This window comes from uncultured Roseobacter sp., assembly GCF_947499265.1.
In the GTDB taxonomy this organism is placed as follows: Bacteria; Pseudomonadota; Alphaproteobacteria; order Rhodobacterales; family Rhodobacteraceae; genus Roseobacter.
The window spans coordinates 459,068-484,956 of sequence record NZ_CANMNK010000001.1 but is presented as its reverse complement, the minus strand read 5'-3'; the positions used below and the strand labels follow the sequence as shown (position 1 = coordinate 484,956).

Here is a 25,889-nt window from a genome sequence, read left to right as displayed (position 1 = left end):
GCCATGCAGGGTGATCGGTATTCGCGCACGGTGGCATGGCTCAAAGTTGCTTTGCCGCTTGCCGCACTGGGGCTCTTGTCGACGCTGTTCTTGCTGTCGCGGGTCGTTGATCCAACCCAATCCATCCCCTTTGCCGACACCGAAGTCCGCGACCGGCTGCTGAACCAACGTGTGTCCGGCCCCTATTATTCCGGGACGACCGCGGATGGCGATCTGATCGCCTTTATCGCCGAGACGGTCAAAACGCCAAACGGCCTGACCGGACCCAGCGAAGCCCGCGATGTTTTTGTGAAGGTGGACATGATCGACGGCACCACGATCCGGGTGACCTCACACGCGGCATCCATGGACGTAGCCGAAGACATCAGCGACTTGACGGGCAACGTGGTGATCACCACCTCCCAAGGGTACATCATCACCAGCGAAGCCATCACCGCCCGTATGACCGAACTCGACATCAGATCACCCGATACGGTTTTTGCCGATACACCCGCGGGGGAGGTCGTGGCAGGGTCGATGCACTTGTCATCGCCTGAACCGGATGCGCCGGCCCATTTGGTTTTCACAAATGGCGTGAAGCTGCTATATCTGCCCAAACAGGTGAAAGACTGACCCGTGATATTGTTTAAAAATTTGATGCTACCCCTGTTCTTGATGTTGACCGCGACCGCGTTGGCGGCACAGGGGACGCAAGTTGCCTTTGGCGCGCTGCAACAGGACACTGATTTGCCGGTTGAGGTGACTGCCGACAATCTGTCGGTGGATCAGGCCACGGGGACCGCGATTTTTACCGGGAATGTTGTCGCAGCCCAGGGCGCGATGCGGTTGTCCACGAAAAAGCTGCTGGTGGTCTACCGTGAGGACACGCAAGGCATTGAACGGATGGAAGCCACCGGTGACGTGGTTCTTGTCTCCGGCCCCGATGCAGCAGAATCGGAGCGTGCGGATTACAACATTGACGATGGCACCATCGTGATGCGCGGCAATGTTCTGCTGACGCAGGGGCCTTCCGCCCTGACCGCTGATCAGATGACGGTGCAGCTCACCGATGGCACCGCCCAGATGGTCGGGTCGGTGAAAACAATTCTGCAAACCGGCGACAACTGATGGCCCGCCCCACGCTTACCGTCGAAGAGGGCTCTGCCGGATTGCACGTCGAGCATCTGCGCAAGTCCTACAAGAAAAAGACGGTGATCCGCGACTTCTCCATGTATCTGCAACGCGGCGAGGTTGTGGCGCTTCTGGGTCCCAACGGGTCCGGCAAGACCACGACTTTCTACGCCGTTGCCGGGTTGGTGACGCCAGAGGGTGGTACCGTGCTCATTGATGGCCAGGATGTGACCAACCTGCCGATGTATCGCCGCGCCCGTTTGGGCATCGGCTACCTGCCTCAGGAAATGAGCATTTTCCGCGGTCTGTCGGTGCAGGATAATATCAGCGCCATTCTCGACATCACCGAAGCGGACCGCCACAAACGCCGCGAACGGCTCGAAGAACTGCTCAGTGAATTCTCAATCGAGCATTTGCGCCGCGCCCCGGCGCTGGCCCTTTCGGGCGGGGAACGCAGACGTGTCGAAATCGCCAGATGTCTTGCAGCGAACCCAAAGTATCTGTTGTTGGATGAGCCTTTTGCCGGCGTTGATCCAATCTCGGTCGGGGACATCCGGCATCTGGTATCCGACCTCAAGAAACGCGGGATTGGCGTGCTTATCACCGACCATAACGTGCGGGAAACACTAGAGATTGTGGATCGCGCCTATATCTTGCATGAGGGGCGTGTTCTGATGTCCGGTACGCCGACGGAAGTTGTTCAGAATGAAAATGTGCGCCGCGTATATCTTGGCGAAAACTTCAAGATATCCTGAGCGCCGCAAAATTCTGTTAACCATTTTTTCCGCCGATCGCGCCCGCTTTTGTTTGACTCTCGGTCTGGTTATCGGGCTCAATAAGGGTATGGCACCCACCAGCTCCTGCCCGATCGTGTATTGGCCTGATAGTCAGGGCCCAGCAGGCAATATGCAAGAGGAATGCCATTTTCCGTGATTTCAATTGCAATCTCCAAGGCTCTTTTGCGCCCTGGGGTTTCATTTGAAATCAACCACTTGAAGGAGAGAGTATGCGGTATCAAATCAGCGGCAAACAGATCGACATCGGCGAAGCCCTGCAGACCCACGTCAAAGCGGAATTGGGCGAAGCAGTGAAGAAATATGCCGAACGCCCAACCGAAGCGGTTGTGGTGTTTTCAAAGTCGGCACATGAGTTTGTTTGCGAAGCGACCGTACATCTGTCCACCGGCCTGACCGCTCAGGCGAAGGCCCATCAAACGGAAATCTATGCGGCATTCGACGCCTGCTCCGCGAAAATGGAGAAACAGCTCCGACGATACAAGCGAAGGTTGAAGGACCATCACAAAGATCGGGTGGAACCGGTTGAAATCTACGGCGCCTCCTCCTATATCCTCGCATCAGATGCCGACTCAGAGTCGCAGGAACCAGAGACGCTGCAACCAATCATCGTCGCCGAGATGGAAACCAAGATCCCATCTCTTTCCGTGGGCGAGGCGGTGATGCAGATGGAACTCGCTGGTGCGCCGGTTCTAGTCTTTAGAAACGAAGGCAAAGAGGGTTTAAATGTCGTTTATCGTCGTGATGACGGAAACATTGGCTGGATAGACCCACAGTAGGATTCCCGCGAGGCCGACATGCCTCCAGAACAGTGCGAGCAGAATGGATTTTAACAAACTCCTCAAGCCTGAGGCGGTGAAGGTATTAACCTCCGCTTCAAGCAAGAAACGGTTGATGCAGGATCTCGGCGATCTCGCCGAGAACGCCTATGACCTGAATTCAGGCGATGTGCTGGATGCGTTGCTGGCGCGCGAGGCGTTGGGACCGACTGGCGTGGGTCATGGCGTTGCGCTGCCACACGCCCGGCTAAGTGGCCTTGAAGAGGTCGTCGGCGCCTTCGTGCTGCTGGACAAACCTATCGATTTCAACGCCGTCGACCGTCAGCCGGTGGATATCGCCTTTGCACTTTTCGCCCCCGAAGATGCGGGCGTCGAGCATCTCAAGGCACTGGCAATGGTGTCACGTACGCTGCGCGACACGAGCATCTGCACAAAACTGCGGGCCAACCCAAATCCTTCGACGCTGCATACGATTCTGACATCCAACGAATCCGAGCAAGCCGCCTGATACCGCGTTCGCCACAGGACCGGACGCAGGGATGCTGGGCTACCGGACCAGATAGGGTTTGCGTGGTTTTTCGTTGGTATTGACGATATCGCCCTGCTCGACCGGGAAGTCGCCCATCAAATAGGGATGCATGCCCTGGTTCTTGAGGTTTTGCAGGAACTGGCCAAACCCTGTCAGATCCACCATACGCGGTACTTCCGCCAGCCGGTGCGATGTATTCGGCCCAATTTCATCAAGGATGGTTTGCAGCGGCTCCATCGGGGCCTCGATGAACTCCGCCATCGTCCAGATCCGCACCCGCGCTTTTACCCAGGTTGAGCGCAGCACATCCAGATGTTCGCTTTCAGTTTTCTGCAGTTGTGCTGCAAGTTTTCGCAAATCCATGAAGTTTGCGTTTGACCGAAACAAGGGGACCGCCCAGGCGCCGCTGATCACAGAAATCTGCGCATTGGGATCCTTGGCGACGCGCCAGTTGATCACCTGATTGTCGCCGGGGCCAAATTGAAAACACTGGCGCTCACCACGCGTATTCCAGATCAGGTTGGTCAGAAAACCGTGCGGGTTATAATCACGCAATGTAGCACTGTCGCTCAGCGCACCGTTCATTGCCGTTTGACCACCGCCAAAATGCGCCCCGTCCGGTGCAAACAAATGTCCATGCACGCGCGCCCCGGTGGTCCGTGCCAGCCAAGGCTCGAAATTCTCGAAAAGCTCGGCAAACCCCTGGAACATTGAATAGGGCGCGGCAGTCACCCCATTTTCCCAATCCTCGCGCGGATGGCGGCTTTGCATATAGAGGCCAGCGCGCCCGCGTGTTCGTCGCTCCACCGCCTTGGCAAAGATGCGGTCGATTTTGCCCGGGTTTGGTTCGGTCTTCTTCATCGCGCCCGCAGCATCCGTCAGAAACGCATCGTATAGACGGTTGGCATGCGGCCAGATTTTCCGGGCGACGAAACAATCCGACCTGCGCAGCAATTGCAGGTGATCATCGTAGAAAATATGTGGCTTGCCTTGAAAATCGAATTTCGACAGGGTCAGGGACCGGCTCTCAATCGTGATCGCGTATTGCCGGGCCAGGGTCTGAAAGTAGCTCTCATCGGGGATCCATACGCGGCGGAAGTAGCGGTCATATTCTTCCCGTGCCGGATCCTGCAGGACGGCAGACAGGGTTTGACGTGTCAGGCACCACCACTGCGACCCCATATGCGGGGTCAGCCCGCCCGGCACCCGGCGCTTTACGCGCAACAGACGCTGCAGGGCGACATATCGGTCAAACAAGAGCCGCTGCCGTTTCCAAGAAAAGGGAAACCGCAACGTGAACCTCTCGGCCTCAAGCCCGCCGACCGTCCATGGCACATCTGTTGTTGTCGCGCTTTCGATGAAGTCCGTTTGAGGTCGCTCTGCCAGGTAGTCGATCAACTCATTCACCGGGCGTAAGGGCAGGCAAGAGCCTGAGGCCAGATACACGTGCCGCACCTGCGCGAAACGCGACAACATCAGTTCTGATGCCGATTGCGTCGCGGCGACGATGCCGAATGTGCCCCATTCACAGCGGAAGCGTTTGGAAAATGCCACATCCGGCAGATCCGATAGCCGGGAGACGAAAGCATTGTAGGTCTTGCGCGGCACATTCTTGTCGACGTGGATTACGATCGGGCAGTCCGCCGCCGCCCAGTGGCGCGCCACCTGTTCGGCCCGGCCGAGCGCCGTATGCACCAGCATGACAATGCCGACGCTCACGCCCAGTTGCCTTTCGACATCAGACCCAGGATTTCAAGCTGCCGCCAGTTGATGTATTTTTCCGACCATTTGCACCACAGCTGAGGATCATCCTTCAGACCCTGCGCGTAGGCACGATATTCGTAGGATTCCGCATAATGCTGCTGGCGCTCGATCTCTTCTGTGGCTTTATCGGCGAAGGTGTCGAGGAATTTAGCGTGCAGCAGAACGCCCGACGCCTTTTCCCCACCCCATTCGTCATAAACGAGGTTCAGCCCGCGCGGCAGCAGCATATGGGTCGAATTCACATAGGCATATCGCTTGTCCCACTTCACCAGCGGGATCTTGTTGAGCGCAGGTGCACGCTCCGGCTCCTCGGGAAAGAAGACGCGCGCCCGTGGCCCGCCCTGTATCCAGAGATTGCCATAGAGGCTGTTTCGCGAAATCGTATAGTTGCCACTGTCGAACCAGCACGCGATATCAATCGGGTTTTGACCCGGCAGATAGGGCTGCTCTTCCAGACGGCCCTTGGGATACATGTCCAGCAACATCGCCGAAAACGCGCGGATCGAGCAGGAATCCAACCAGTCGGTCAAGGCGCGCAGCGGCCTCGTGTCGCAAAACGGATAGAGCAGGAATTCATCGGGATCGACAACGACGCACCAATGACCATCCGCATATTTGCCCTGCAGGTAGTTCAACCAGTCAGCGCCGAAGCGGGATTTTTTATAGCTGCTTTTGCTCCGCCATAGCGACACATCCGGCTGATCGGCCAGATATTCCGCGGTGCCATCCGTGCTGTCGTTGTCCACGATCAGAAAATGGGTCACGCCCATATCGCGGTAGTAGTCCAGAAAATACGGCAGGCGGACCTTCTCGTTTCTTTGGGTGGAAAAAAGCAGGATGTCACCGTCACGGATCTGCGATGTACGGTCGACGACCCGGCGCAGTTCAAGGCTTTTGCGTTTGGCACGCACACGTAAGCGCTTCCGCGCTAGACGCATCCGGTAAGATCCCAGAACACTCAAGCTTCCGCCCTTCTATACCGCCTCTACTGAAGGATTTGTTGGGAGTTCCCTCCGCGTTTCCCCGCAGTTGATCTATGCCGCTTATGTTAAATCGCGACTTCTTGAGATTTTATTGCTCAAAAATCGAATTTTCGCAACGTTTTATGGAAATTCGCCCGATGGAGCGCAGGAAGTGTGACATCACCACTTGCCTTTCGCCATCAGGTGAAGATCGACCAGCTGCGGCCAGGACGTAAAACGGGTGGATCCTTCGTGCCACAGGTCCGGGTTTTGGGCCAAGGCGTCATAGTAGGTGGTATAGAGATCGGAATTTGAAAAATGCTCCTTGCGCGCGCGTTCTTCACAGGCGCGGGCGGCGGAACCGGGCAGGAATTTCGTGTGCAGCAAAACCCCCGAAACCCGCTCCGCCCCGGCACTGTCATAGGTTCGGTTCAACCGCCGCGGCAGCGCATTATGTGTTGAATTTACATAGACATAGCGTCGGTTCCACTTCACCAGTGGGATCTTGTTCAAGGTCGGCGCCCGCCGTGGATCTTCTGCAAAGAAACAGCGCGCGCGGGCGCCCCCCTGCATCCACAGATTGTCCAGCTTTGGCTGGCGTTGCACCCAATAGCCGTAGGCGTCAAACCAATTCAGAACGCCGCAGGGGTCTTGCCCGGGTGTATAGACCTGCGCATCAGGCGGACCCTTGGGATAAAGATCCAGCATCATCGCGCCCATCATGGCGATATTCTGCTGATCCAGCCATTTCGTCAGCTCCGGCAAGGGCCGCGTGTCGTGCTCGGGGTAAATCAGCAACTCATCGGCATCGACGGTGACGGTCCAGTGCCCATGCCCGTAGCGTATCATCAGCCAGGTCAGCCAATCCATCCCGAACCGCGCCGCTTTATAGCTGGCTTGCGTCGACCAGAGCGACACATCCGGTGCGGCTGTGAGCAATTCCAGCGTCCCATCCTCACTGCCGTTATCCACGATCAGAAAATGCCGCACCCCCAACGCGCGGTAATGCTCTAGAAAATACGGCAGTCGCTGCGCTTCGTTGCGGACGGTCGCGAACAGCAGGATGTCACCCGCCGCGATTTTTTCCGTTCTGTTCTGAATGACCGTCAATCGGTGCCGGCTACGAAACCCCCGCCACAGCAGACGTCTGCGCCGCCACCGCAATTTGTATCTCGTCCAGAGACCGGGCTGTGCCATCAGATGTGCTTTCGGGCGCGAAGAAACGTCGTTGACCAGGCGGAAACCGCCTATTTGTCATAATGCCCGTTTTGGTGCCAACGCCAAGCATCTGTGATCATATATTTCAGCGATGATCGTGTGGGCCGCCAGCCAAGTTCCGTTTCCGCCCGGGTTGAGCCTGATACAAGTTTGGTGCAATCGCCCGGTCGCCGCGGCCCTTCGGTAAACGGCACCTCGCGGTTGGTGACTTCACGCGAATGGTCCATCACCTCACGCACGGAAAAGCCGCTGCCCGTGCCCAGATTGAACACCCGGCTGCCCTTGCCGTCCTGTAGCCATTTCAATCCCAACACATGCGCATCGACCAGATCACAGACATGCACATAGTCGCGGATACAGGTGCCGTCCGGGGTGGCGTAATCGGTGCCGTGGATGGTCAGCGCATCGCGTTTGCCGTCGATGGCATCCAAAAGCACCGGAATCAAATGAGTCTCCGGCTGGTGGAATTCACCAACCTCGCCCTCCGGGTCAGCCCCGGCGACGTTGAAGTAGCGGAAGATCACATGGCGCAGCCCGTGGGCGGGCTCGAAATCCTTCAGAATGTCTTCGATGGCCCGTTTCGAGGCGCCATAGGCATTGATCGGATGCTGCGCGCTGTCCTCATTCAGCACCACATTGTCCTGATCGCCATAGGTGGCGCAGGTGGAGGAAAAGACGAAATTCAGGCAACCAGCAGCCACCGCCGCCTCGATCAGAGTCAATGATCCGCTGACGTTGTTGCGCCAGTAGATGCCCGGGTCCTGCATGCTTTCGCCAACCTGGCTGAGCGCTGCGAAATGCATCACCGCCACGGGCGCGTATTGCGCGAAAACCTGATCCAACCGAGCCCGGTCCAGCAGGTCACCCCGCTCAAAGGGGCCGAACTTGACGGCCTCTTCCCAGCCCGTGACCAGATTGTCGAAGGTGACCGGCGTGAAGCCTGCTGCTTTCAGTGCCTTGCAGGCGTGCGACCCGATGTAGCCCGCGCCGCCCGTGACCAATACGTTACTCACCGATTATTCCTGTCCGGTATTATTCGGCAGCCTTTCCCATATTGACCACATCATGAAGATAGGCCGACAGGTCTTCGCGCAGTTCTTCGCGGTCGAGGCCAAAGGCCACGGTCGCTTGCAGGAAACCGGATTTGGAGCCGCAGTCGAACCGCTGTCCGCGGAAGCGGTAGCCATAGACGCCATGCTGCTTTTCGATCTCGGTGGCAATCGCATCCGTCAGTTGAATCTCGCCACCGGCACCGGATTTCATCTTGTTCAGATTGGTCAAGACGCTCGGCGACAGAATGTAGCGCCCAATCACCGCCAGATTGGAAGGTGCTTCTTCGGCTTTTGGTTTTTCAACCATGCCCTTCACCTTGACCATCGCGCCCATGTCCTCGGACACATCCAGCACGCCATATGACGACGCTTTGTCGGGGGCGACTTCCATCGCGGCGACCATGTTGCCGCCGGTTTCGGCATAGGCTTCGACCATCTGCTGCAGGCAGGGTTTTTCCGCGGCAATCACATCGTCCGGAAGGATCACGGCAAAGGGTTCGTCCGCGATCAAGCGGCGCGCGCACCATACAGCGTGGCCCAGGCCCAACGCCCGGTGCTGGCGAATGTAGGCAATCGCACCGCTTTCCATATTGGTGCTTTTCAGGGTTTCGAGAAGGTCAGTCTTGCCTTTCTTCTCCAGCTCCTGTTCGAGCTGTGGGGCGTGATCAAAGTAATCCTCCAGCGCGCCTTTACCGCGCGAGGTCACAAAGATGAATTCCTTGATGCCGGCGGCACGCGCTTCATCAATCGCATATTGGATCAGCGGGCGGTCCACCAAGGTCATGATTTCTTTGGGAACAGATTTGGTTGCTGGCAAAAACCGCGTTCCCATGCCCGCCACAGGAAAAATTGCCTTCGTCACTTTGCGTTTCATACTCTGATCCTCAAACTAAAATAATCGCACTCAGCTAACGTAACCGTAACGCTGCAATGCGTCAAAAACACGACTTCAGACTCAATTAAAGCAATTTTCCAGCACGAGTCAGTCATTTTGGCGAAATCCAGCTTGATACTGCCGCATATTCCCGCAATGCGTGTATAAAAAACCAGCAGCAACAACCCTATCGCGAAACGGTGGTTGTTTCGTAGTCGTTTACGATTCCATTCTGGGCCGGATCACTTCAGTCCAATCCCATGTCCGCCATCATTTTTTCGATCTTCGGCGCGTCTTCGGGATTGTTCAGCTCCCAAAACTGTCGGCCGTTTGCAGCAACCTCGACGCAGAGTACGGCACGACCGTTTTCCATGAACCGCAATTGCTCAAGACCCTCCAGCCGTTCCAGCGGGCCAACCGGCCAGGAGGCATAGGCCGCCAACGCCTCGGGACGGTAGGCATAAACGCCAACGTGGTGGAACACCGGGGTGTCTTCATGGTCGGCATATGTTTGCGCGGTGAACGGGATCACTTCTTTAGAAAAATAGAGGGCCTGCTGATTTTGCGCAAAAACCGCCGTTGTGCCCCCGACGCGCCCGGCTTTGCGATCGTTCAGAAAACCGTTCAGGGTCAGGCCATCACAGCGCAGCACCGGCGTTGCAATCTCCGCCTCAGGCGCACCCCGCAGACCGGACACCAGATCCTCGATGAACCAATGCGGGGTCAGGGGCGCGTCCCCCTGCAGGTTCACGATGATCTCATAACCACCGCCCAGCGCGTCATGTGCCTCGGCGCAGCGTTCGGTGCCATTGACGCAATCGGATGAGGTCATCACGACCTCGGCCCCAAAAGCCTCTGACGCTTCCTTGATACGATTGTCGTCGGTCGCAATCACCACCCGGTCCACGCCGCCCACCGCCTTGGCCGCCAGCCAACTGCGTTCGATGAGGCTGCGCGATACGCCGTTTGCCCCGCGCAGCTCGGCAAGCGGCTTGCCGGGATAACGGCCGGAGGCATAGCGCGCCGGAATCGCGATCAGAACAGACATCAGGCTTCTTTCAAATCGACAGTCGGCGCGTAGGCGATAAAGAACGGATTGGCATAGTCATCCTTGCCGTAGCCCAGCGGCGTCAGATCGTCGAAGCGCACCACGGCGCCACCCGCTCCGGAAAGCACCGCGTGGCCCGCCGCCGTGTCCCATTCCATCGTCCGCCCCAAACGCGGATAGAGGTCAGCCTCGCCCGTTGCCACGAGACAGAATTTCAACGAAGACCCGGCGCTCTTCATGTCTTTCACATCATATTTGGAGATGTAGTCATCGGTCGCCTGATCCCGGTGGGATTTAGACGCGACGACCATCAACGCGGCGTTATCTGCCGCTGAGACTTTGATTGGCGTCAACGGCCCCACCGTGTCCAGCGCCAGATCCCCGGTTTCTTCCACCGATTGGCCTGAGGCGTCAGTGTAGAACATCCGGCCTTTCGCAGGGGCATAGACCACGCCGCGCGTCGGCACGCCCGCCTCCACCAGCGCAATGTTCACGGTGAAATCGCCGCGCCGGTGAATGAATTCCTTGGTGCCGTCCAATGGATCCACGATCAGAAATGTATCTCCGCGGGTGCTATGGGTCGCGGATTGCTCTTCGGTCACCAACATCACATCCGGAAAGGCCGCGCGCAGCCCCGCGGAAATCAGGGCATCCGCCGCTTCATCCGCCGCTGTGACCGGGCTTTCATCCGATTTGACCTTCACATCAAAATCGTCGGCCTCGTAGATCTCCATGATCCGTGCGCCCGCTTCCAGCGACAGCTTGCGCATCACCTCGGTCAACTTCGCGTAATCCATACCTGATTTCCCAATTCTGCGATCATTGATGTTCAAATCGATGCCCCTTATGCTACCGCTCTAACGGAACAGCAAGATTTCCGTGCGAGTGTGGCGAATATCGCAAGGCGCAGCAGGCATGTTTCAAGCAGAACGACGAAACAACAATAGTATTTCATCCGCTCTCACACTGTTTGAGCTGATTTATCACTCCATTGTTCGTTCCGTGCGCAAAGGCCACGGCAACGCCTTTGTGGCGATTGGGATAAACGTCCTGCAAACGGTGATCTTTGTCATGGCATTCTATGTCATGTTCTCCCTGCTCGGGTTGCGCGGTTCCGCCATCCGTGGGGATTTCCTGCTCTATATCATGTCGGGTATTTTTCTGTTCATGACGCACACCAAGACGTTGAGTGCTGTTGTCGGCTCTGAGGGGCCTGCCAGCCCGATGATGCAGCACGCCCCGATGAACACTATCATCGCCATTGCCTCGGCGGCTTTGGGCGCGCTTTACATTCAGGTGCTGTCTCTGTCGTTGGTGCTCTTTGCCTATCACGTAGCCTTTACCCCGATCGTCATAGAAGAACCTGTCGCGGCTTTCGGGATGTTGCTGCTGGCATGGTACACAGGGGCCGCGCTAGGACTGGTACTGCTGGCGCTGAAACCCTGGTTTCCGCAATTCGTGTCGATCTTCAGCACGATCTACCAACGCGCCAACATGATCGCATCCGGCAAGATGTTTGTGGCCAACAGCCTGCCGGGCTTCATGCTGGCCATGTTCGACTGGAACCCGCTCTTTCATGCAATTGATCAGGCCCGTGGCTTTATATTCATCAACTACAATCCGCGTTACACCGATTGGCATTACGCACTCTGGGTTGGGCTGGTGCTGGTGATGATCGGCCTGATGGGCGAATTCTACACCCGCCGCCACGCCTCGCTGAGCTGGAGCGCGCGCCGGTAGGGACGACACTCTTTTTTGCGGGGCATAATTATCGCGCAGAGCATCTTCAGGGTTTGGTTCCAATACTAATTTGACCCGCCATTGCCGCATCCCAGCCATGGGCGGGGATGTCCGGCCTTTCGCCGGGCATCCGCTTTTTGACTCAGGAGGAGACACTGGCCGGACGGCGCCGACGGAACGCGGCAAGACCTGCAATCGATGTCAGACCAAAGAGCAGACCCGCAGGGAGCGGCACCGGTGCCAGATCAACCGGGATCGGCTCGCCATAAAGAAAGTCGTCCATCACTGGCTCATCATCGAAATCGATCAGGCCCGTTCCAACCGAAACCCGCGCGACCACCGCTTCGTCGAACACAACACCCAGAAAGGAGAGGTTGGTCAGACCGCTCGGCGGGGCGCTTTCCTCGGCGAGCAATTCGCCATCAATGCCGTAATAGGACAGAATGACCTGGTCGACTTCCTCAAGGCCGGTGAACACGGCGCCGAAACCGCGCGTCAAGGCTTGCGTCGTCTGGTCCAGCGGATCAAAGAACAGGATGTCAAAGGTCGCGCCGTCTTTTGGCCGGAAAATACGTTCCGGGCTGAAGAAGCTGTATTCATCAGGTTCATCAAAGAGCGTTGGCACGCCCGATGCCGAGGATGCCGACACTTCGAACCCTTCGGTATCGCCGGTCTCTTTGAACTCAATCCCCCGGGCGCGGCCCGGCGCATCGCCGTTGAAGAAGTCGCCGGGGAAATCATTGGGATCGGCAAGACTGTCCGGGACACCGTCCCAATTGATCTCGCGCCGACCTTCCGGGTCCTCATTGGTCGGCGTAAACGAATTCAGTGCCGAAAACTGGTCCCGGAAGCCATCGACGCTGTCTTGAATGTCTTCCGCGCCGGGCCCGGCATCCGAAAAAACGATCGGGGCCGCAAATCCGGGGCCACCGGCCAAAGCCAGCACCAAAAGAAGGGGTGAAAGTGAACGCATGCTAATTCTACCTCTTGTCAAAATGAACATTGTGGTCCGGACAAACGAAGCAGATGCACGCCAAAAGCTTTTTTTGCGCAGCTGAATCGGTTGCCCGCCACCCGCGCGAGTTTCCACTCCTACCGTTGTAGCCAGCGTTGTAATCAGCGTTGTATTACCGTGGTATTTGCCACGGTGGCGGTTTCTTGCGACCGAAGAGCCAGAGGCGTTTTTCGTCGGGCCCGCGACGATGGTGCTGGCATGGCCGGGATTTGGCTGAGTGACTTTCGGCGCAGGATTTTGGCCGGGCCGTCCGGCGCAGGGCATCTATCGTATCCAAACTGGGTGACCGGCCCTTGCGACATATTCCAGTCTGGGATGACCGCACTACGTCACCACCCGCAGCGTCAGATTGATCCGCCCGCCTTTGGGCAGCAAAGTGCTGGACCCGAACCTGATCCGATCCACGCCGTGATGCGACAGCCGCGCGGTACCGCTCATCACCACCACATCCCCCGATTGCAACCAGATCGATTGCGTCTTGCCGCCCCGTGTCGGCCCGCCCATGCGAAACAGCCCGTCATCCCCCAAAGAGACCGACACGACGGGCCAGTCAAAGCTGGCTTCATCCTTGTCCTGATGCAGCCCCATGCGCGCGCCTTCGCCGTAGTAATTGATCAGACAACACTCCGGCATGCGCGACAGCCCGGTCAGATCGCGCCAGATGTCCAGAACCACCTCGGGAATCGCAGGCCAGGGCGTGCCTTGCGGGTGTTGCGGCGCATAGCGATACCCCTTGCGGTCGGTGATCCAGCCATAGTCCCCCGCCGCCGTCATCCGCACGGACATCGGCTTGCCACGGGGCGTCACCGGCGAGACAAAAGGGGCCGCACGCACGATCTCACGCAGTTCTGCCAGCAGGTGCTTTTGCGCCGCCCCGGGCAGGTAGGATTTATGGATGTCAAACTCAGAAACCCTCAAATGTGCCATTAACCCTCCGGGATGGTCAAAATTGCGCAGAAATTGCCACAAGAATCCTCTGCAGCGGGGTCCGTAAAGGTTGCAGCGCCCCAAGCCCCTCCTTATATACCCTCCGAACCGCATGGAGCGACCCGCTTCATGTGTATTGAGATCGGGGCAGCGGCGCCATAACGGGCCAATCGCTCCGTGTCATCGCCTTGAGTAAATGAGGGATCTAAACATGGCCAAAGTCATTGGTATCGACCTGGGAACCACCAACAGCTGCATTTCCATCATGGACGGCAGCCAGCCCCGTGTAATTGAAAACGCCGAAGGCGCGCGGACAACACCGTCCATCGTCGCCTTCACGGATGATGAGCGCCTCGTGGGTCAACCCGCGAAACGGCAAGCCGTCACCAACCCCGAAAACACCATCTTCGGCGTCAAGCGTCTGATCGGTCGTCGGTTCGACGACGCGGATCTGGCCAAGGACAAGAAGAACATGCCGTTCAACGTTATCGATGGCGGCAACGGCGACGCTTGGGTGGAAGCCAAGGGTGAGAAATACTCGCCCAGCCAGATCTCCGCTTTCATCCTCGGCAAGATGAAAGAGACCGCCGAGTCCTATCTCGGCGAAGACGTGACCCAAGCGGTCATCACCGTGCCCGCCTATTTCAACGACGCTCAGCGTCAGGCCACCAAAGACGCCGGTAAAATCGCCGGTCTAGAAGTGCTGCGCATCATCAACGAGCCGACAGCTGCAGCACTTGCCTACGGTCTCGACAAGGAAAACACCCAGACCATCGCGGTCTATGACCTCGGCGGCGGTACCTTCGACGTGACCATTCTGGAAATCGACGACGGTCTTTTCGAAGTGAAATCCACCAACGGCGATACGTTCCTGGGGGGTGAAGACTTTGACATGCGCATCGTCAACTACCTCGCGGATGAGTTCAAGAAAGAGCACCAGGTTGACCTGACCCAGGACAAGATGGCCCTGCAGCGTCTGAAAGAAGCCGCTGAGAAAGCAAAGATCGAACTCAGCAGCGCCAGCCAGACCGAGATCAACCAGCCGTTCATCTCCATGGGTGCCACTGGTCAGCCGTTGCACATGGTCATGAAGCTGACCCGCTCCAAACTGGAAAGCCTCGTCAACGACCTGATCAAGAACTCGATCAAACCCTGCCAGGCTGCGTTGAAAGACGCAGGTCTGTCGCCCTCCGACATCGACGAGGTTGTGCTTGTTGGTGGTATGACTCGCATGCCGAAAGTGGTCGAAGAAGTGACCAAGTTCTTCGGCAAGGAGCCGCATAAAGGGGTGAACCCCGATGAGGTTGTGGCCATGGGTGCCGCGATCCAGGCCGGTGTTCTGCAAGGCGACGTCAAGGATGTGGTCCTGCTCGATGTGACCCCACTCTCGCTGGGCATTGAAACTTTAGGTGGTGTCTTCACCCGTCTGATCGACCGCAACACCACGATCCCAACGAAGAAGTCGCAGATTTTCTCCACGGCTGAAGACAACCAGAATGCTGTGACGATCCGCGTCTTCCAAGGGGAGCGGGAGATGGCGTCGGACAACAAGATCCTCGGCGCCTTCAACCTCGAAAACATCCCGCCCGCACCGCGCGGTATGCCGCAGATCGAAGTGACTTTCGACATTGACGCAAACGGCATCGTGTCCGTGGGTGCGATGGACAAAGGCACTGGCAAGGAACAGAAAATCACGATCCAAGCCTCCGGTGGTCTCTCTGACGAGGACATCGAAAAAATGGTCAAGGACGCCGAAGAGAATGCCGAGGCCGACAAGGAGCGCCGCGAGCTGATCGAGGCGAAGAACCAGGCGGAGAGCCTCATCCACTCGACCGAGAAGTCGGTTGAGGAGCACTCCGACAAGGTTGACCCAACCACGGTGGAAGCCATTGAGCTTGCGATCGCAGCGCTCAAAGACGAGCTGGAAACTGAAAATGCCGACAAGATCAAATCCGGCATCCAGAACGTGACAGAAGCCGCCATGAAACTGGGCGAAGCCATCTACAAGGCGGCGCAGGAAGAGGGTGAAGACACGCCCGAAGCTGCCGATGAGCCCCGCGGTGACGATGATGACATCGTCGATGCCGAGTTCGAAGACCTCGACGACGACAAGCGCGCGTAAGTTGCGCGATACCCGGAACCACTGCATAGGCCGACCCCCGGGTCGGCCTCTCACGTTCCAGTAAGGGGACTACTCGAATGGCAAAACGTGACTACTACGACGTGCTTGGGGTCGCCAAAGGCGCGTCCGCGGATGAAATCAAAAAGGGCTATCGCACCAAGGCGAAAGAACTGCATCCGGACCGCAACAAGGACAACCCACAGGCAGAGGCCCAGTTCAAAGAAGCCAATGAAGCCTACGAAGTTCTGAAAGACGCGGACAAAAAGGCAGCCTATGATCGCTACGGCCACGCGGCCTTCGAAGGCGGTATGGGCGGCGGTGGCCGTCCGGGCGGCGGTTTTGGCGGCGGTCAGGGCGATTTTTCATCCGCCTTTTCGGATGTCTTTGACGACCTCTTCGGTGACTTCATGGGCGGCCAACGCGGCGGAGGCGGCGGACGCCGTGCCGCGCGCGGTTCCGATCTGCGCTACAACCTGCGCGTCACCCTCGAAGAAGCCTTCTCCGGCCTGCAGAAAACCATCAATGTACCGACCTCCATTGGATGCGACGCCTGCAATGGCTCCGGTGCCGAGGGCGGTGCAGAACCCACCTCCTGTCCGACCTGTTCCGGCATGGGTAAAGTCCGCGCACAACAGGGTTTTTTCACGGTCGAACGCACCTGCCCGACCTGTTCGGGTCTGGGTCAGATCATCAAAAACCCCTGTAAGTCCTGTCAGGGTGCTGGCCGGGTCGAGAAAGATCGCGCGCTGAGCGTGAACATCCCTGCAGGCGTTGAAACAGGGACGCGGATCAGGCTCGCCGGCGAAGGCGAAGCGGGCATGCGCGGTGGACCATCCGGCGATCTCTACATCTTCATCGACGTGGCAGAGCACGATTTGTTCCAGCGTGATGGTGGCAGTCTTTTCTGCCGCGTGCCGGTTTCCATGGCCAAAGCGGCACTGGGGGGCTCCATCGAAGTGCCCACCATCGACGGCGGCCGGGGGCGCGTGCAGATTCCGGCAGGCAGCCAATCGGGGCGTCAAATGCGGTTGCGCGGCAAGGGCATGCCCGCCCTGCGTGGCGCTGGCGCGGGTGACATGTTCATCGAGTTGGCGGTTGAGACACCGGTGAACCTGACCTCTCGGCAAAAAGAACTGCTGGCCGAATTCGAGGACCTGTCGGAGAACAACAACCCCGAAACTTCCAGTTTCTTTTCCTCGGTGAAAAACTTCTGGGATTCGATGAAGGGATAAGCGCCCTAGGATGGCGGCACCGCACCGGTTCAGTCTATCAAACCACAAAGACCGGGTGTTTCGCCCGGTCTTTTCTATTTGCTAGGCACGGTAGCGACCATCAACGAAGCGATCCGAAAAAATCGGCTTTTAGCGCTTCGATTAACCGTTCAGAAACTATGATCCGACACCTTTGGAGCATGACGAGAGACTCCAGCACCTTTGCGGAATCACCGCTGCCATTCCTGTTGGACGAGGCTGAACCCCGGCCCCTGGCCGGGGGCAAAACGCCCTCTTACATCAGCGATCACAGGCAGCGATTGCGCAGCCGGTTCATGCAAGGCGGGGCCGCTGCCCTGCCGGATTATGAAATGCTGGAGCTGGTTCTCTTTCGCGCCATCCCGCGCCGCGATGTCAAACCTCTTGCACATGATCTGATGAAGCGGTTCGGTGATTTCAATCGGGTCATCACCGCGCCACCGGAACGTTTGCGCGATGTATCCGGCGTGGGTGACGCCGTCGTCACGGAGCTGAAGATCGTCGAGGCCGCGGCGCAGCGTATGGCCCGGGCGCGGGTGATCGAACAGAACGTGCTTAGCAGTTGGGATGCCTTGCTGGATTACTGCCACACCACCATGGCGCATCGCGAAACAGAGCAATTCCGCGTGCTGTTTCTCGACCGGAAAAACGTGGTGATTGTGGACGAAGAGCAAGCCAAGGGCACGGTGGATCATGTCCCTGTCTATCCGCGCGAAATTGCCAAAAGGGCGCTGGAGTTGAACGCAAGTGCGCTGATACTTGTGCATAATCATCCCTCTGGTGACCCCACGCCGTCCCAGGCTGATATCGCCATGACGGACCAGATCAACAACGCCTGCCAGGCCTTAGGATTGACGCTGCACGATCACCTGATCATCGGTAAATCACGCGAAATCAGCTTTCGCAGCGAAGGATTTCTTTAGCGCCATTGGAATGAATGAGGGCCTAAGAGACCCATTTTTCGCATTCAGCAAAGCGAGATCCGTTTCGCGCCACGTTGAAAATAATGACGCTATCGCACCCATACTTCGACACGGCGGTTCGCCTGTCGGCCCCAAGCGCTGTTGTCACAGGCCATTGGCATCGCCTCGCCAAATGCATCAATCTCTAGCGCGACACGCTCCAGATCTGCGGTTTCGGCCGCTTCCATGACCGCACGACGTACCGCATCTGCGCGTCTTAATGCGATGCCCTTGTTGGTCTCTGCAGGTCCGTCGCCGTCACTAAACCCCACAAACAAGAGCCGTCGCGCGTCATAACGCCCCTGCTCCAATGCGCGCGCCAGCTGTTGAATGTTTGAGCGCGATTGCGCATCCAGACGGATGGAGCCTGTCTCGAAACGGAACGAGGTTGTCAGCCGTTTCATGGGCACCAAGGTGGAGGTCATCCGTTGCAATTCGCGCAGGCCAACCTCTGGCCCAGCTGCCGCAATGGCATTTGCCAGCCGATTGCCCTGCTCATCCACCGGCACTTCCTCAGGCGCCTGATCAACAAATCCGGCCCGCCGGATCACGATCTGAGCGGTCGGACCACGGGTGAACGCCAAGAATTCCCGCGCAACCTTTGGCAGCCGTCGCGCGGGCAAATAGACAAACATCGGTGCCGTGAGCGGGTAATCTTCCGTCTTGATTGATCGACGGTTGGCCCGCAGGGACCGCCCACATTGCCCGGTCAGCGTCAGAGCTTCGGCATTGCCAACCTCGGCAAAACTCGCCACGCCCAGTGCAAAGGCATCCGCCGCCACCGCCTGTGCAAGTTCGGCGCCCCGGTCGTGCCTTTTGATGTTGGGCGACATTTGCAGACCGGCAGGGGCAATGATCTCATCCACGATGGCCTGCCCGAGACCCGTTTCCGGTTGCGGCGCATGCAGGGTAATCGGCGCATTCGGACCGCCGAGATCGGACCAGTTGGTGATGAGCCCGGCATAGACCCGCGCAAGGTCCACCGGCGAAATATCCCGCACGGGATTGTTCGGCGCCACAACCGGCACAACCGCATCAAGCGCCAAAACGCGGCTGCGATTGTCCCCCGTCATGTCACCCATGCCCGCTTCTTCCGCGCGCAATTGTTCGTCAGGTCGGATTTCGCGCAGCGCCATCACCATGTCCGCCTCATTCGCCAGCAGGTCGGCGAACCCTTCGTTCGTGTTGGTCACCCGGAAGTAAAAGACAGCGGCGCGCTTGCCCGTTTGATCGTCCGTTAACGTGTAGTTGAAGTGGGTTTTATCTTCGACCTGCCGTGTGGCGGTGTAGTCGTTGCGCAGCGCAAACCCCTCGATCAGGGCGGGCATCAGGACCGCCCCCATCGTGGCCGATCCGGAAATATAGAGCTCCGCAACATAATCCGCCAAATTGGGACATCCCGGGCCATCACACAGCACACCCGACCCATCGACCGTCAATTCGCCATAGATCGTCTCGATCCGGTAGAATTCACCATCAAAGCCGAGCAGCGTACCCGTCAACTCCACACGACCGTCGCGGGACGTCAGGGTCACATCCTGAGCCCATGCCGCCTGCCATGAGATAAAAAGGAAAAGTGCAGCGTAGGTCGCTGCACGTCTCATGTTCATTTTTGTGGCCTCGTCGCAGATTTAGTTGGCTGCGACTTTCAGGTCTGGGAGCGGATTATTCAACACCAGAAAGTTCCCCACCGCATGACATCCGGGTATCGCGAGGGATACCGATTGTGCCTGCGTGGTCCTGCCGCCGACAACGCCAAGCGCTTGTGCCTTCACTTCCCGACCACAGTTGGCGGGGGTGACTTCGGCTTCGATACTGATCTCCACCGCGCCAGTGGTTTCTGTCATCGCTGAGGGGTAGGTGTAGACCTCGGCCATTTTGGCAAGCGGCGCAGCGCTGTCGCCGTGTCGGCTCAAAAAACCGCCATTGCCATCCATAACGGCGGTGACATCGCGTGCCGCACCAGCCCAGACGTGCCCACTGTCACCGTAGCTGGCGCCGAATTCCCGCGCATGCAGCTGAACCCTGTCCCGGCCCTGCCATTGCACAACGATACGCTCATAAAGCGCGATACTGGGCACCTCCGCATGGGCGGTCACCGTATTGCCGTTGAGGAAGGTCAGGGCAAACTTGGCGTGATCTTCCAAGGCGGGCACGGCGATATCTAGACCACCGCTGGCTGAGGTCGTTTCGGTAAATTCCAGCCCGTTGTGACGTACCGTGACACGCTCATTTTGCAAACAGGGTGCCGTCAGGCTCAGTTTCACCATCGCAGCCGCATGAGGCATTGTCGAAAGCATAATCGGGCAGACGTCGATGGGCTGCACTTCCGGAGCCGTGGGTGCGATCAGACTGCTGACCGGGCCCACCCGTGTGAGCGTCGGTTCTGCGAAAACTGGAATGACGTGTGGCGCTTCTACTTCAGCAGAAGTCAGGGTAATCGAGCGCACATCCAGGGTCTGGTCATCATCGTGAAGCAATGGATCGGCCAGCTTCAACGCGTCCACCGACAGCGTGCTTTGCACCTTCAACTCTTCGACAATGACAGGTGCCGATCCGTATCGTAATTCGGCAACTTCCCCATTCTGCATCACGAAGCCTATGCCAACGGCGCACGCAAGCGTGCCAACGGCCGTAGCTACTTCTTTTTTATGCGACATACCTTTGATCCCTCTCCGCCAGTCGGAATACAAAGGTTAATGATGTGTAAACACGGCTGAGTTGTGACCGTGCCGGGGAGTCATTCGGGCAAGAAGAAGGCAAATACCCTAGATAAGGCGCCCGTGGCAGTGCTTGAATTTCTTACCGGAACCGCAGGGGCACTCCTCGTTTCTGCCCGGATTTCCCCATGTGGAGGGGTCATCCTCGACAAAACCCTCTGCCGCGCCGGCACCTGCTACAACCGCTGCGCCCGCCGTAGCCCCTGCTGCAGCTGCCTGTGCTGCGGCTTGCTGGGCTCGCATCTGGTCAAGCATCGCTTGCTGCTCTTCTTCGGTCAGCGGGCGGATCTGGGAAAGCTTCTGCGTCACATCTTCTCGCAGGCTATCGAGCATGCGCTCAAACAGCTGAAAGGATTCGTTCTTGTATTCATTCAGCGGGTCGCGCTGCGCATATCCGCGGAAACCAACAACAGATCGCAAATGTTCCAGCGTCAGCAGGTGTTCGCGCCACTTCGTATCGATGGCCTGCAACAACAGTTGTTTTTCAATGTTGCGCATGTTTTCCGAGCCGAACTGCGCCGCCTTATCCTTCATATAGGTGTCAGTGGCTTCGATCAGACGGTCACGAATCGCGTCGTCGTCAACACCCTCTTCCTCGACCCAATCCGTCACCGGCACATCAACGCCGAGATGTTCTTTTGCGGCCTCATAGAGACCTTCCGCATCCCATTGATCCGCATAGGTGTTGGGCGGCAGGAACTGGTCGATGAAATCGTCAATGACCTGATGGCGCATGTCCTGCGTGATCTCGCTGAGATCGGCGGCTTCCATGATGTCACGGCGCTGGGTAAAGATTACTTTACGCTGCTCGTTCATCACGTCGTCAAACTTCAAAAGCTGCTTGCGGATGTCGAAGTTGCGGCCTTCGACCTTGGCCTGCGCCCGCTCCAGCGACTTGTTGACCCAGGGGTGAACGATGGCTTCGCCTTCTTTCAAACCCAGCGTTGTGAGTACTTTTTCGAGACGTTCCGACCCAAAAATACGCATCAAATCGTCTTCAAGGCTCAGATAAAACGAGGATCGACCCGGGTCACCCTGACGACCGGAACGCCCGCGCAGCTGGTTATCAATCCGGCGGCTTTCGTGGCGTTCGGACGCCAGAACATAGAGCCCGCCCGCCTCCAGCACCTTTTGCTTCTCACCTGCGTGTTCCGCCTCGACCTTCGCGCGCAGCGCTTCGGGATCCGCTTCGGGATCTTCGGCGATGGCGTTCATCACCTGCATGTCGACGTTGCCGCCAAGCTGAATATCCGTCCCGCGACCCGCCATGTTGGTCGCGATGGTCACAGCACCGAATTTCCCGGCATCCGCAACAATCTGCGCTTCCTGCTCGTGCTGGCGAGCGTTCAAAACATTGTGTTTGATCCCGGCGTCCGTCAGCATCTGGCTCAGCGCTTCGGATTTTTCAATCGACGTGGTGCCGACCAGAGCGGGCTGGCCCTTCTCATGGCTCGCCTTGATCTGTTCCAGCATCGCCCCGTATTTTTCACGCACGGTACGATAGACCTGATCATCCTCATCCACACGGGCGATGGGTTTGTTGGTCGGGATTTCCACGACCCCAAGGCCATAGATTTCCTGGAATTCCTCTGCCTCGGTCAGCGCGGTCCCGGTCATCCCGGCCAGTTTATCGTAGAGGCGGAAATAGTTCTGGAAGGTTACGGAGGCCAGCGTGACGTTTTCCGGCTTGATGGAGACATTCTCCTTGGCTTCAATCGCCTGATGCAGACCGTCTGACAGGCGCCGCCCGGCCATCATGCGGCCAGTGAATTCATCGATCAGCACGACGTCATCGTCGCGCACGATGTAATCCTTGTCGCGCTGGAACAGCTTATGCGCGCGCAGGCCCTGGTTCACGTGGTGCACAACCGTGGTGCTTTCCGGATCGTAAAGCGATTGCCCTTCTTCCAGCAGTTCACGCGACCGCAACAGCTCCTCCAGGAATTCGTTGCCCTCGTCGGTGAAGGTCACGTTGCGGGTCTTTTCGTCCAATTCGTAGTGGTCATCCTGCAACTCGGGGATCACAACATCGATGACCTTGTACATCTCGGAGCGGTCCTGTGACGGGCCCGAAATGATCAGCGGCGTGCGCGCCTCGTCGATCAGGATCGAATCGACCTCATCCACAATCGCGAAATTATGCTGTTTCTGAAAAATCTGGCTGAGCTCGGATTTCATGTTGTCGCGTAGGTAATCAAAGCCAAGCTCGTTGTTCGTAGCATAGGTGATGTCACTGGCGTAAGCCTCGCGCTTGGCCTCTTCGGTCATGTCGGCGTGCGCTACACCAGTGGTCAGCCCCAGCGCGCCAAAGACCTGGCCCATCCAGCCCGCATCCCGTTTGGCGAGGTATTCGTTCACGGTGACGATGTGCACGCCCTTGCCTGTCAGCGCGTTCAGATAAGCCGCAAAGGTCGCGGTCAGTGTTTTACCTTCGCCGGTCTTTTGCTCCGCGATATTGCCCTGATGCAGGAAAAGCGCGCCGATCAGCTGTGTATCGAAGGCGCGCAAGCCCAAGGCGCGGCGCGCAGCTTCGCGGCAATTGGCGAAGGCTTCGGGCAGCAGGTCATCAAGCGCCTCACCCTCCAACGCGCGTTTGCGGAACGCTTCGGTTTTTTCCTTGATGCCGTCGTCGGAGAGCTTTTCGAATTCCGGCTCAAGCGCGTTGATCTTTTCGATCAGCGGGCGGGTCGCTTTGACTTTGCGGTCGTTTGGCGTGCCGAAGACCTTTTTTGCGATTGTTCCGATGCCCAGCATGCGTTCTCCAGCCGAAGTTTAGTCAATGGTGCCGATCTGCTTGCTCGTCCGCGGTGCAGCCCATAGATAGGATGTGAACGCAGCACCCTTGCCACGTCCATACGGCGATGTAAGGGTCACGCCAAACCGTGTCAATGTCGCGCCCCGCCGTGACGCATCCATAGGACCGATCCATGCAAAAACATCTCAGAATTATGGCCAGCGCTGCGTTTGTGGTGAGTATCGCCGCTCAAGGCTGGGCACAGGACCAGACCGAAGCCGAAGCGCCAACTGTCGACACGGTTGTTGCCACGGTGAACGGCGTCGAGATCACGCTGGGCCACATGATCGCTGCCCGCGCAACGCTGCCGCAGCAATACCAGCAATTGGAGGACAGCGTGCTCTATGACGGTATTCTGGAACAGCTCGTGCAACAGAGCGCTCTGGCGCAGCTGTTTGAAGGAGAACTACCTGCGCGCGTGACCAAATCGCTGGAGAACGAACGCCGCTCCCTGACCGCAGCGGAGGTTATCGAAAGCGCCCTGGCGGATGCCGTGACCGATGATGAGCTGCAGGCGCTTTATGACCGGCAGTATGGCGATATCGATCCCGCAGAAGAATATAACGCCTCCCACATTCTGGTTGAGACCGAGGAAGAGGCGCAGGCGATCAAGGAAGAGATCGATGGCGGTGCTGATTTTGGTGCCACGGCACGTGAGAAGTCTACCGGCCCCTCCGGCCCCAATGGCGGTGATCTGGGATGGTTTGGCGCGGGCATGATGGTGCCCAGTTTTGAGGCTGCGACCATTGCATTGGCCGTGGGCGAGGTATCCTCCCCGGTCCAGACCCAATTCGGCTGGCACGTGATCAAGCTGAACGAGACCCGCAGCGCGGAAATCCCGACCCTGGACGATGTGCGCGAAGAACTGTCCAATGAAATCCGTCAGGGAGCCGCGCAGGCCGCAATCGAGGAAGCTACCGACAAGGCAGAGGTAAAAGTTCCGGCAGAGCTGGATCTTGATCCCGCGATCCTGAAGCAAACCGAACTTCTGGAATAATCCCAATGGCCGATATCACTGCTGTATCGCCGCTGGCGCCTGACGCGTTCCCGGCGCTGCCGGTTGTGGCAGGTGTAAGTTTCGCGACCATCGCCGCGGGTGTGAAATACCAGGGCCGCGCCGATGTCATGCTGGCAAAGCTCATTCCCGGCACGACCATTGCCGGGGTTTTCACCACCTCGGCCACGAGGTCGGCGCCGGTGCTGGATTGTCAGGCAAAACTGGGGGGGCCGTGCGATGCCGGTGCAGCCATCCTGGTGAATTCGGGCAACTCCAATGCCTTCACCGGGCGCAACGGCATAGCAGCTGTTGAAGCAATCACCGCCGCAACGGCAGCGGCCTGCGACCTGCCCGTGGACCGGGTGTTCACCGCCTCCACCGGGGTGATCGGCGAACCACTGCCGTTTGAGAAGATCACCGCGCATCTTCAATCTCTGGCCGGGACGCTTGACGCAGATGCCATTGAACCTGCGGCGCAAGCGATCATGACAACGGATACCTTCGCCAAAGGCGCTGGTGAGACGCTTACCATCGGGGGCCGTACGGTCACAATTGCCGGTATCGCCAAAGGGTCGGGCATGATCGCGCCGGACATGGCGACGATGCTGGTCTATATCTTTACCGATGCGGTGATCTCACAGGCTGACCTGCAGGCACTGGTATCGAGCCACAATGCGACGTCCTTCAACTGCATCACGGTCGACAGCGACACATCCACGTCAGATACGCTTCTGGTCGCGGCAACCGGCGCGTCTGGTGTGGACGTCAGCGGCGATCAGACATTCGCGGATGCACTCTACCGCGTGATGCTGGACCTCGCCCATCAGGTGGTACGCGATGGCGAAGGCGCAACCAAATTCGTCGAAATCGAAGTCACCGGTGCCGCCAGCGATGCAGATGCAAGGACACATGGCCTGTCGATTGCGAACTCCCCCCTTGTGAAAACAGCCATTGCGGGGGAGGACCCAAATTGGGGCCGTGTCGTCATGGCCGTTGGAAAATCTGGCGCTGCCGCGGACCGCGATCAGCTTTCCATCCGGTTTGGCGATGTGACCGTCGCCGAAAAAGGCTGGGTCGCTGCTGGATACGATGAAGCGAAAGCGGCCGCACATATGAAAGGCCAGGACCTTTTCATCGGGGTCGACATCGGGTTGGGCGCGGGCCGCGCCACCGTCTGGACCTGCGATCTCACCCACGGCTACATCAGCATCAACGCTGACTACCGGTCCTGA

General features: G+C 58.1%; 23 protein-coding genes. 11 read left to right on the top strand and 12 right to left on the bottom strand.

Going from position 1 to position 25,889, the window contains the following annotated elements; genetic code table 11:
• Positions 1 to 3 precede the first annotated feature (3 nt).
• From Q1A63_RS02380 to Q1A63_RS02360, 5 genes are all read left to right on the top strand, one after another.
• On the top strand, positions 4 to 612 hold the full coding sequence (locus Q1A63_RS02380) for a hypothetical protein (RefSeq protein ID WP_298968942.1): 609 nt from the start codon (positions 4 to 6) through the stop codon (positions 610 to 612).
• Between the two features lie 42 nt (positions 613 to 654).
• The gene (locus Q1A63_RS02375) at positions 655 to 1,107 is read left to right on the top strand and encodes an LptA/OstA family protein (protein ID WP_298968940.1); all 453 of its coding nucleotides are present in this window, start codon (positions 655 to 657) and stop codon (positions 1,105 to 1,107) included.
• On the top strand, positions 1,107 to 1,865 hold the full coding sequence (gene lptB / locus Q1A63_RS02370; protein ID WP_298968938.1) for an LPS export ABC transporter ATP-binding protein: 759 nt from the start codon (positions 1,107 to 1,109) through the stop codon (positions 1,863 to 1,865). Before Q1A63_RS02375 ends, lptB begins: the two co-directional genes overlap by 1 nt.
• Positions 1,866 to 2,116: 251 nt before the next feature.
• A complete protein-coding gene (gene raiA, locus Q1A63_RS02365; RefSeq protein WP_298968935.1) occupies positions 2,117 to 2,683 on the top strand; it encodes a ribosome-associated translation inhibitor RaiA in 567 nt (188 codons plus the stop codon).
• 43 nt (positions 2,684 to 2,726) lie between these two features.
• Positions 2,727 to 3,191, top strand: coding sequence for a PTS sugar transporter subunit IIA (locus Q1A63_RS02360; RefSeq protein WP_298968934.1), 465 nt, complete (start codon positions 2,727 to 2,729; stop codon positions 3,189 to 3,191).
• A gap of 39 nt (positions 3,192 to 3,230) precedes the next feature.
• On the opposite strand, the gene Q1A63_RS02355 is transcribed toward Q1A63_RS02360, so the two are convergent.
• The 7 genes from Q1A63_RS02355 to cysQ all read right to left on the bottom strand — a co-directional run bounded on the left by Q1A63_RS02355 (position 3,231) and on the right by cysQ (position 10,927).
• Positions 3,231 to 4,931 (bottom strand): beta-1,6-N-acetylglucosaminyltransferase, encoded by a 1,701-nt coding sequence (locus Q1A63_RS02355; protein ID WP_298968932.1) that lies wholly within the window; start codon positions 4,929 to 4,931, stop codon positions 3,231 to 3,233.
• Positions 4,928 to 5,914: a glycosyltransferase family 2 protein gene (locus Q1A63_RS02350; protein WP_298968930.1), complete on the bottom strand. Its 987-nt coding sequence runs from the start codon at positions 5,912 to 5,914 to the stop codon at positions 4,928 to 4,930. The genes Q1A63_RS02355 and Q1A63_RS02350 overlap by 4 nt, the downstream gene beginning before the upstream one ends.
• A gap of 204 nt (positions 5,915 to 6,118) precedes the next feature.
• Entirely contained in the window at positions 6,119 to 7,048 is a 930-nt protein-coding gene (locus Q1A63_RS02345) for a glycosyltransferase family 2 protein (RefSeq protein ID WP_366524255.1), read from the bottom strand.
• 137 nt (positions 7,049 to 7,185) lie between these two features.
• Positions 7,186 to 8,169, bottom strand: a complete 984-nt coding sequence (galE, locus tag Q1A63_RS02340; protein ID WP_298968927.1) for a UDP-glucose 4-epimerase GalE — start codon at positions 8,167 to 8,169, stop codon at positions 7,186 to 7,188.
• Between the two features lie 19 nt (positions 8,170 to 8,188).
• A complete protein-coding gene (gene galU, locus Q1A63_RS02335) occupies positions 8,189 to 9,082 on the bottom strand; it encodes a UTP--glucose-1-phosphate uridylyltransferase GalU (protein WP_298968926.1) in 894 nt (297 codons plus the stop codon).
• A 247-nt stretch (positions 9,083 to 9,329) separates the two neighbouring features.
• Positions 9,330 to 10,130, bottom strand: coding sequence for a manno-octulosonate cytidylyltransferase (locus tag Q1A63_RS02330; protein WP_298968924.1), 801 nt, complete (start codon positions 10,128 to 10,130; stop codon positions 9,330 to 9,332).
• Entirely contained in the window at positions 10,130 to 10,927 is a 798-nt protein-coding gene (gene cysQ / locus Q1A63_RS02325; protein ID WP_298968922.1) for a 3'(2'),5'-bisphosphate nucleotidase CysQ, read from the bottom strand. Before cysQ ends, Q1A63_RS02330 begins: the two co-directional genes overlap by 1 nt.
• Before the next feature lie 118 nt (positions 10,928 to 11,045).
• Here cysQ and Q1A63_RS02320 point away from each other — a divergent pair, with 118 nt between their 5' ends.
• Entirely contained in the window at positions 11,046 to 11,870 is an 825-nt protein-coding gene (locus tag Q1A63_RS02320; protein WP_298968920.1) for an ABC transporter permease, read from the top strand.
• 142 nt (positions 11,871 to 12,012) lie between these two features.
• Here Q1A63_RS02320 and Q1A63_RS02315 read toward each other — a convergent pair whose 3' ends face one another.
• Both Q1A63_RS02315 and Q1A63_RS02310 read right to left on the bottom strand, forming a co-directional pair.
• Entirely contained in the window at positions 12,013 to 12,843 is an 831-nt protein-coding gene (locus Q1A63_RS02315; RefSeq protein WP_298968918.1) for a VPLPA-CTERM sorting domain-containing protein, read from the bottom strand.
• A 366-nt stretch (positions 12,844 to 13,209) separates the two neighbouring features.
• Positions 13,210 to 13,812 (bottom strand): alpha-ketoglutarate-dependent dioxygenase AlkB, encoded by a 603-nt coding sequence (locus Q1A63_RS02310; protein ID WP_298968916.1) that lies wholly within the window; start codon positions 13,810 to 13,812, stop codon positions 13,210 to 13,212.
• A gap of 211 nt (positions 13,813 to 14,023) precedes the next feature.
• Here Q1A63_RS02310 and dnaK point away from each other — a divergent pair, with 211 nt between their 5' ends.
• The 3 genes from dnaK (at position 14,024) to radC (ending at position 18,107) form a co-directional block, all read left to right on the top strand.
• Positions 14,024 to 15,934 carry a molecular chaperone DnaK gene (gene dnaK / locus Q1A63_RS02305; RefSeq protein ID WP_298968914.1) on the top strand — a complete coding sequence of 637 codons (1,911 nt, stop codon included), beginning with the start codon at positions 14,024 to 14,026 and terminating at the stop codon, positions 15,932 to 15,934.
• Between the two features lie 77 nt (positions 15,935 to 16,011).
• Positions 16,012 to 17,166, top strand: coding sequence for a molecular chaperone DnaJ (gene dnaJ / locus Q1A63_RS02300; RefSeq protein WP_298968912.1), 1,155 nt, complete (start codon positions 16,012 to 16,014; stop codon positions 17,164 to 17,166).
• 179 nt (positions 17,167 to 17,345) lie between these two features.
• Positions 17,346 to 18,107: a DNA repair protein RadC gene (gene radC, locus Q1A63_RS02295; protein ID WP_298968909.1), complete on the top strand. Its 762-nt coding sequence runs from the start codon at positions 17,346 to 17,348 to the stop codon at positions 18,105 to 18,107.
• Between the two features lie 89 nt (positions 18,108 to 18,196).
• On the opposite strand, the gene Q1A63_RS02290 is transcribed toward radC, so the two are convergent.
• The 3 genes from Q1A63_RS02290 to secA form a co-directional block, all read right to left on the bottom strand.
• Positions 18,197 to 19,756: a phosphate ABC transporter substrate-binding/OmpA family protein gene (locus Q1A63_RS02290; RefSeq protein ID WP_298968908.1), complete on the bottom strand. Its 1,560-nt coding sequence runs from the start codon at positions 19,754 to 19,756 to the stop codon at positions 18,197 to 18,199.
• Positions 19,757 to 19,777: 21 nt separating this feature from the next.
• Positions 19,778 to 20,806: a hypothetical protein gene (locus tag Q1A63_RS02285; protein ID WP_298968905.1), complete on the bottom strand. Its 1,029-nt coding sequence runs from the start codon at positions 20,804 to 20,806 to the stop codon at positions 19,778 to 19,780.
• A 108-nt stretch (positions 20,807 to 20,914) separates the two neighbouring features.
• On the bottom strand, positions 20,915 to 23,620 hold the full coding sequence (gene secA / locus Q1A63_RS02280; protein ID WP_299630517.1) for a preprotein translocase subunit SecA: 2,706 nt from the start codon (positions 23,618 to 23,620) through the stop codon (positions 20,915 to 20,917).
• A 173-nt stretch (positions 23,621 to 23,793) separates the two neighbouring features.
• On the opposite strand from secA, the gene Q1A63_RS02275 reads away from it, so the two are divergent.
• Both Q1A63_RS02275 and argJ read left to right on the top strand, forming a co-directional pair.
• Entirely contained in the window at positions 23,794 to 24,657 is an 864-nt protein-coding gene (locus Q1A63_RS02275; RefSeq protein ID WP_298968901.1) for a peptidylprolyl isomerase, read from the top strand.
• Positions 24,658 to 24,662: 5 nt separating this feature from the next.
• Complete coding sequence (gene argJ / locus Q1A63_RS02270; RefSeq protein ID WP_298968899.1) at positions 24,663 to 25,889, top strand: bifunctional glutamate N-acetyltransferase/amino-acid acetyltransferase ArgJ; 1,227 nt, start codon at positions 24,663 to 24,665, stop codon at positions 25,887 to 25,889.

Bases quoted from the DNA above. Each gene is read 5' to 3' on its own strand.
- Q1A63_RS02360 (WP_298968934.1), top strand. From the start codon at position 2,727: ATGGATTTTAACAAACTCCTCAAGCCTGAGGCGGTGAAGGTATTAACC.
- dnaK (WP_298968914.1), top strand. From the start codon at position 14,024: ATGGCCAAAGTCATTGGTATCGACCTGGGAACCACCAACAGCTGCATT.
- Q1A63_RS02285 (WP_298968905.1), bottom strand. From the start codon at position 20,806: ATGTCGCATAAAAAAGAAGTAGCTACGGCCGTTGGCACGCTTGCGTGC.
- argJ (WP_298968899.1), top strand. From the start codon at position 24,663: ATGGCCGATATCACTGCTGTATCGCCGCTGGCGCCTGACGCGTTCCCG.
- Q1A63_RS02275 (WP_298968901.1), top strand. From the start codon at position 23,794: ATGCAAAAACATCTCAGAATTATGGCCAGCGCTGCGTTTGTGGTGAGT.
- Q1A63_RS02330 (WP_298968924.1), bottom strand. From the start codon at position 10,130: ATGTCTGTTCTGATCGCGATTCCGGCGCGCTATGCCTCCGGCCGTTAT.
- Q1A63_RS02320 (WP_298968920.1), top strand. From the start codon at position 11,046: ATGTTTCAAGCAGAACGACGAAACAACAATAGTATTTCATCCGCTCTC.
- cysQ (WP_298968922.1), bottom strand. From the start codon at position 10,927: ATGGATTACGCGAAGTTGACCGAGGTGATGCGCAAGCTGTCGCTGGAA.
- Q1A63_RS02310 (WP_298968916.1), bottom strand. From the start codon at position 13,812: ATGGCACATTTGAGGGTTTCTGAGTTTGACATCCATAAATCCTACCTG.
- Q1A63_RS02380 (WP_298968942.1), top strand. From the start codon at position 4: ATGCAGGGTGATCGGTATTCGCGCACGGTGGCATGGCTCAAAGTTGCT.
- lptB (WP_298968938.1), top strand. From the start codon at position 1,107: ATGGCCCGCCCCACGCTTACCGTCGAAGAGGGCTCTGCCGGATTGCAC.
- dnaJ (WP_298968912.1), top strand. From the start codon at position 16,012: ATGGCAAAACGTGACTACTACGACGTGCTTGGGGTCGCCAAAGGCGCG.
- radC (WP_298968909.1), top strand. From the start codon at position 17,346: ATGACGAGAGACTCCAGCACCTTTGCGGAATCACCGCTGCCATTCCTG.
- galU (WP_298968926.1), bottom strand. From the start codon at position 9,082: ATGAAACGCAAAGTGACGAAGGCAATTTTTCCTGTGGCGGGCATGGGA.
- Q1A63_RS02290 (WP_298968908.1), bottom strand. From the start codon at position 19,756: ATGAACATGAGACGTGCAGCGACCTACGCTGCACTTTTCCTTTTTATC.
- Q1A63_RS02350 (WP_298968930.1), bottom strand. From the start codon at position 5,914: ATGCGTCTAGCGCGGAAGCGCTTACGTGTGCGTGCCAAACGCAAAAGC.
- raiA (WP_298968935.1), top strand. From the start codon at position 2,117: ATGCGGTATCAAATCAGCGGCAAACAGATCGACATCGGCGAAGCCCTG.
- secA (WP_299630517.1), bottom strand. From the start codon at position 23,620: ATGCTGGGCATCGGAACAATCGCAAAAAAGGTCTTCGGCACGCCAAAC.
- Q1A63_RS02315 (WP_298968918.1), bottom strand. From the start codon at position 12,843: ATGCGTTCACTTTCACCCCTTCTTTTGGTGCTGGCTTTGGCCGGTGGC.
- Q1A63_RS02375 (WP_298968940.1), top strand. From the start codon at position 655: ATGTTGACCGCGACCGCGTTGGCGGCACAGGGGACGCAAGTTGCCTTT.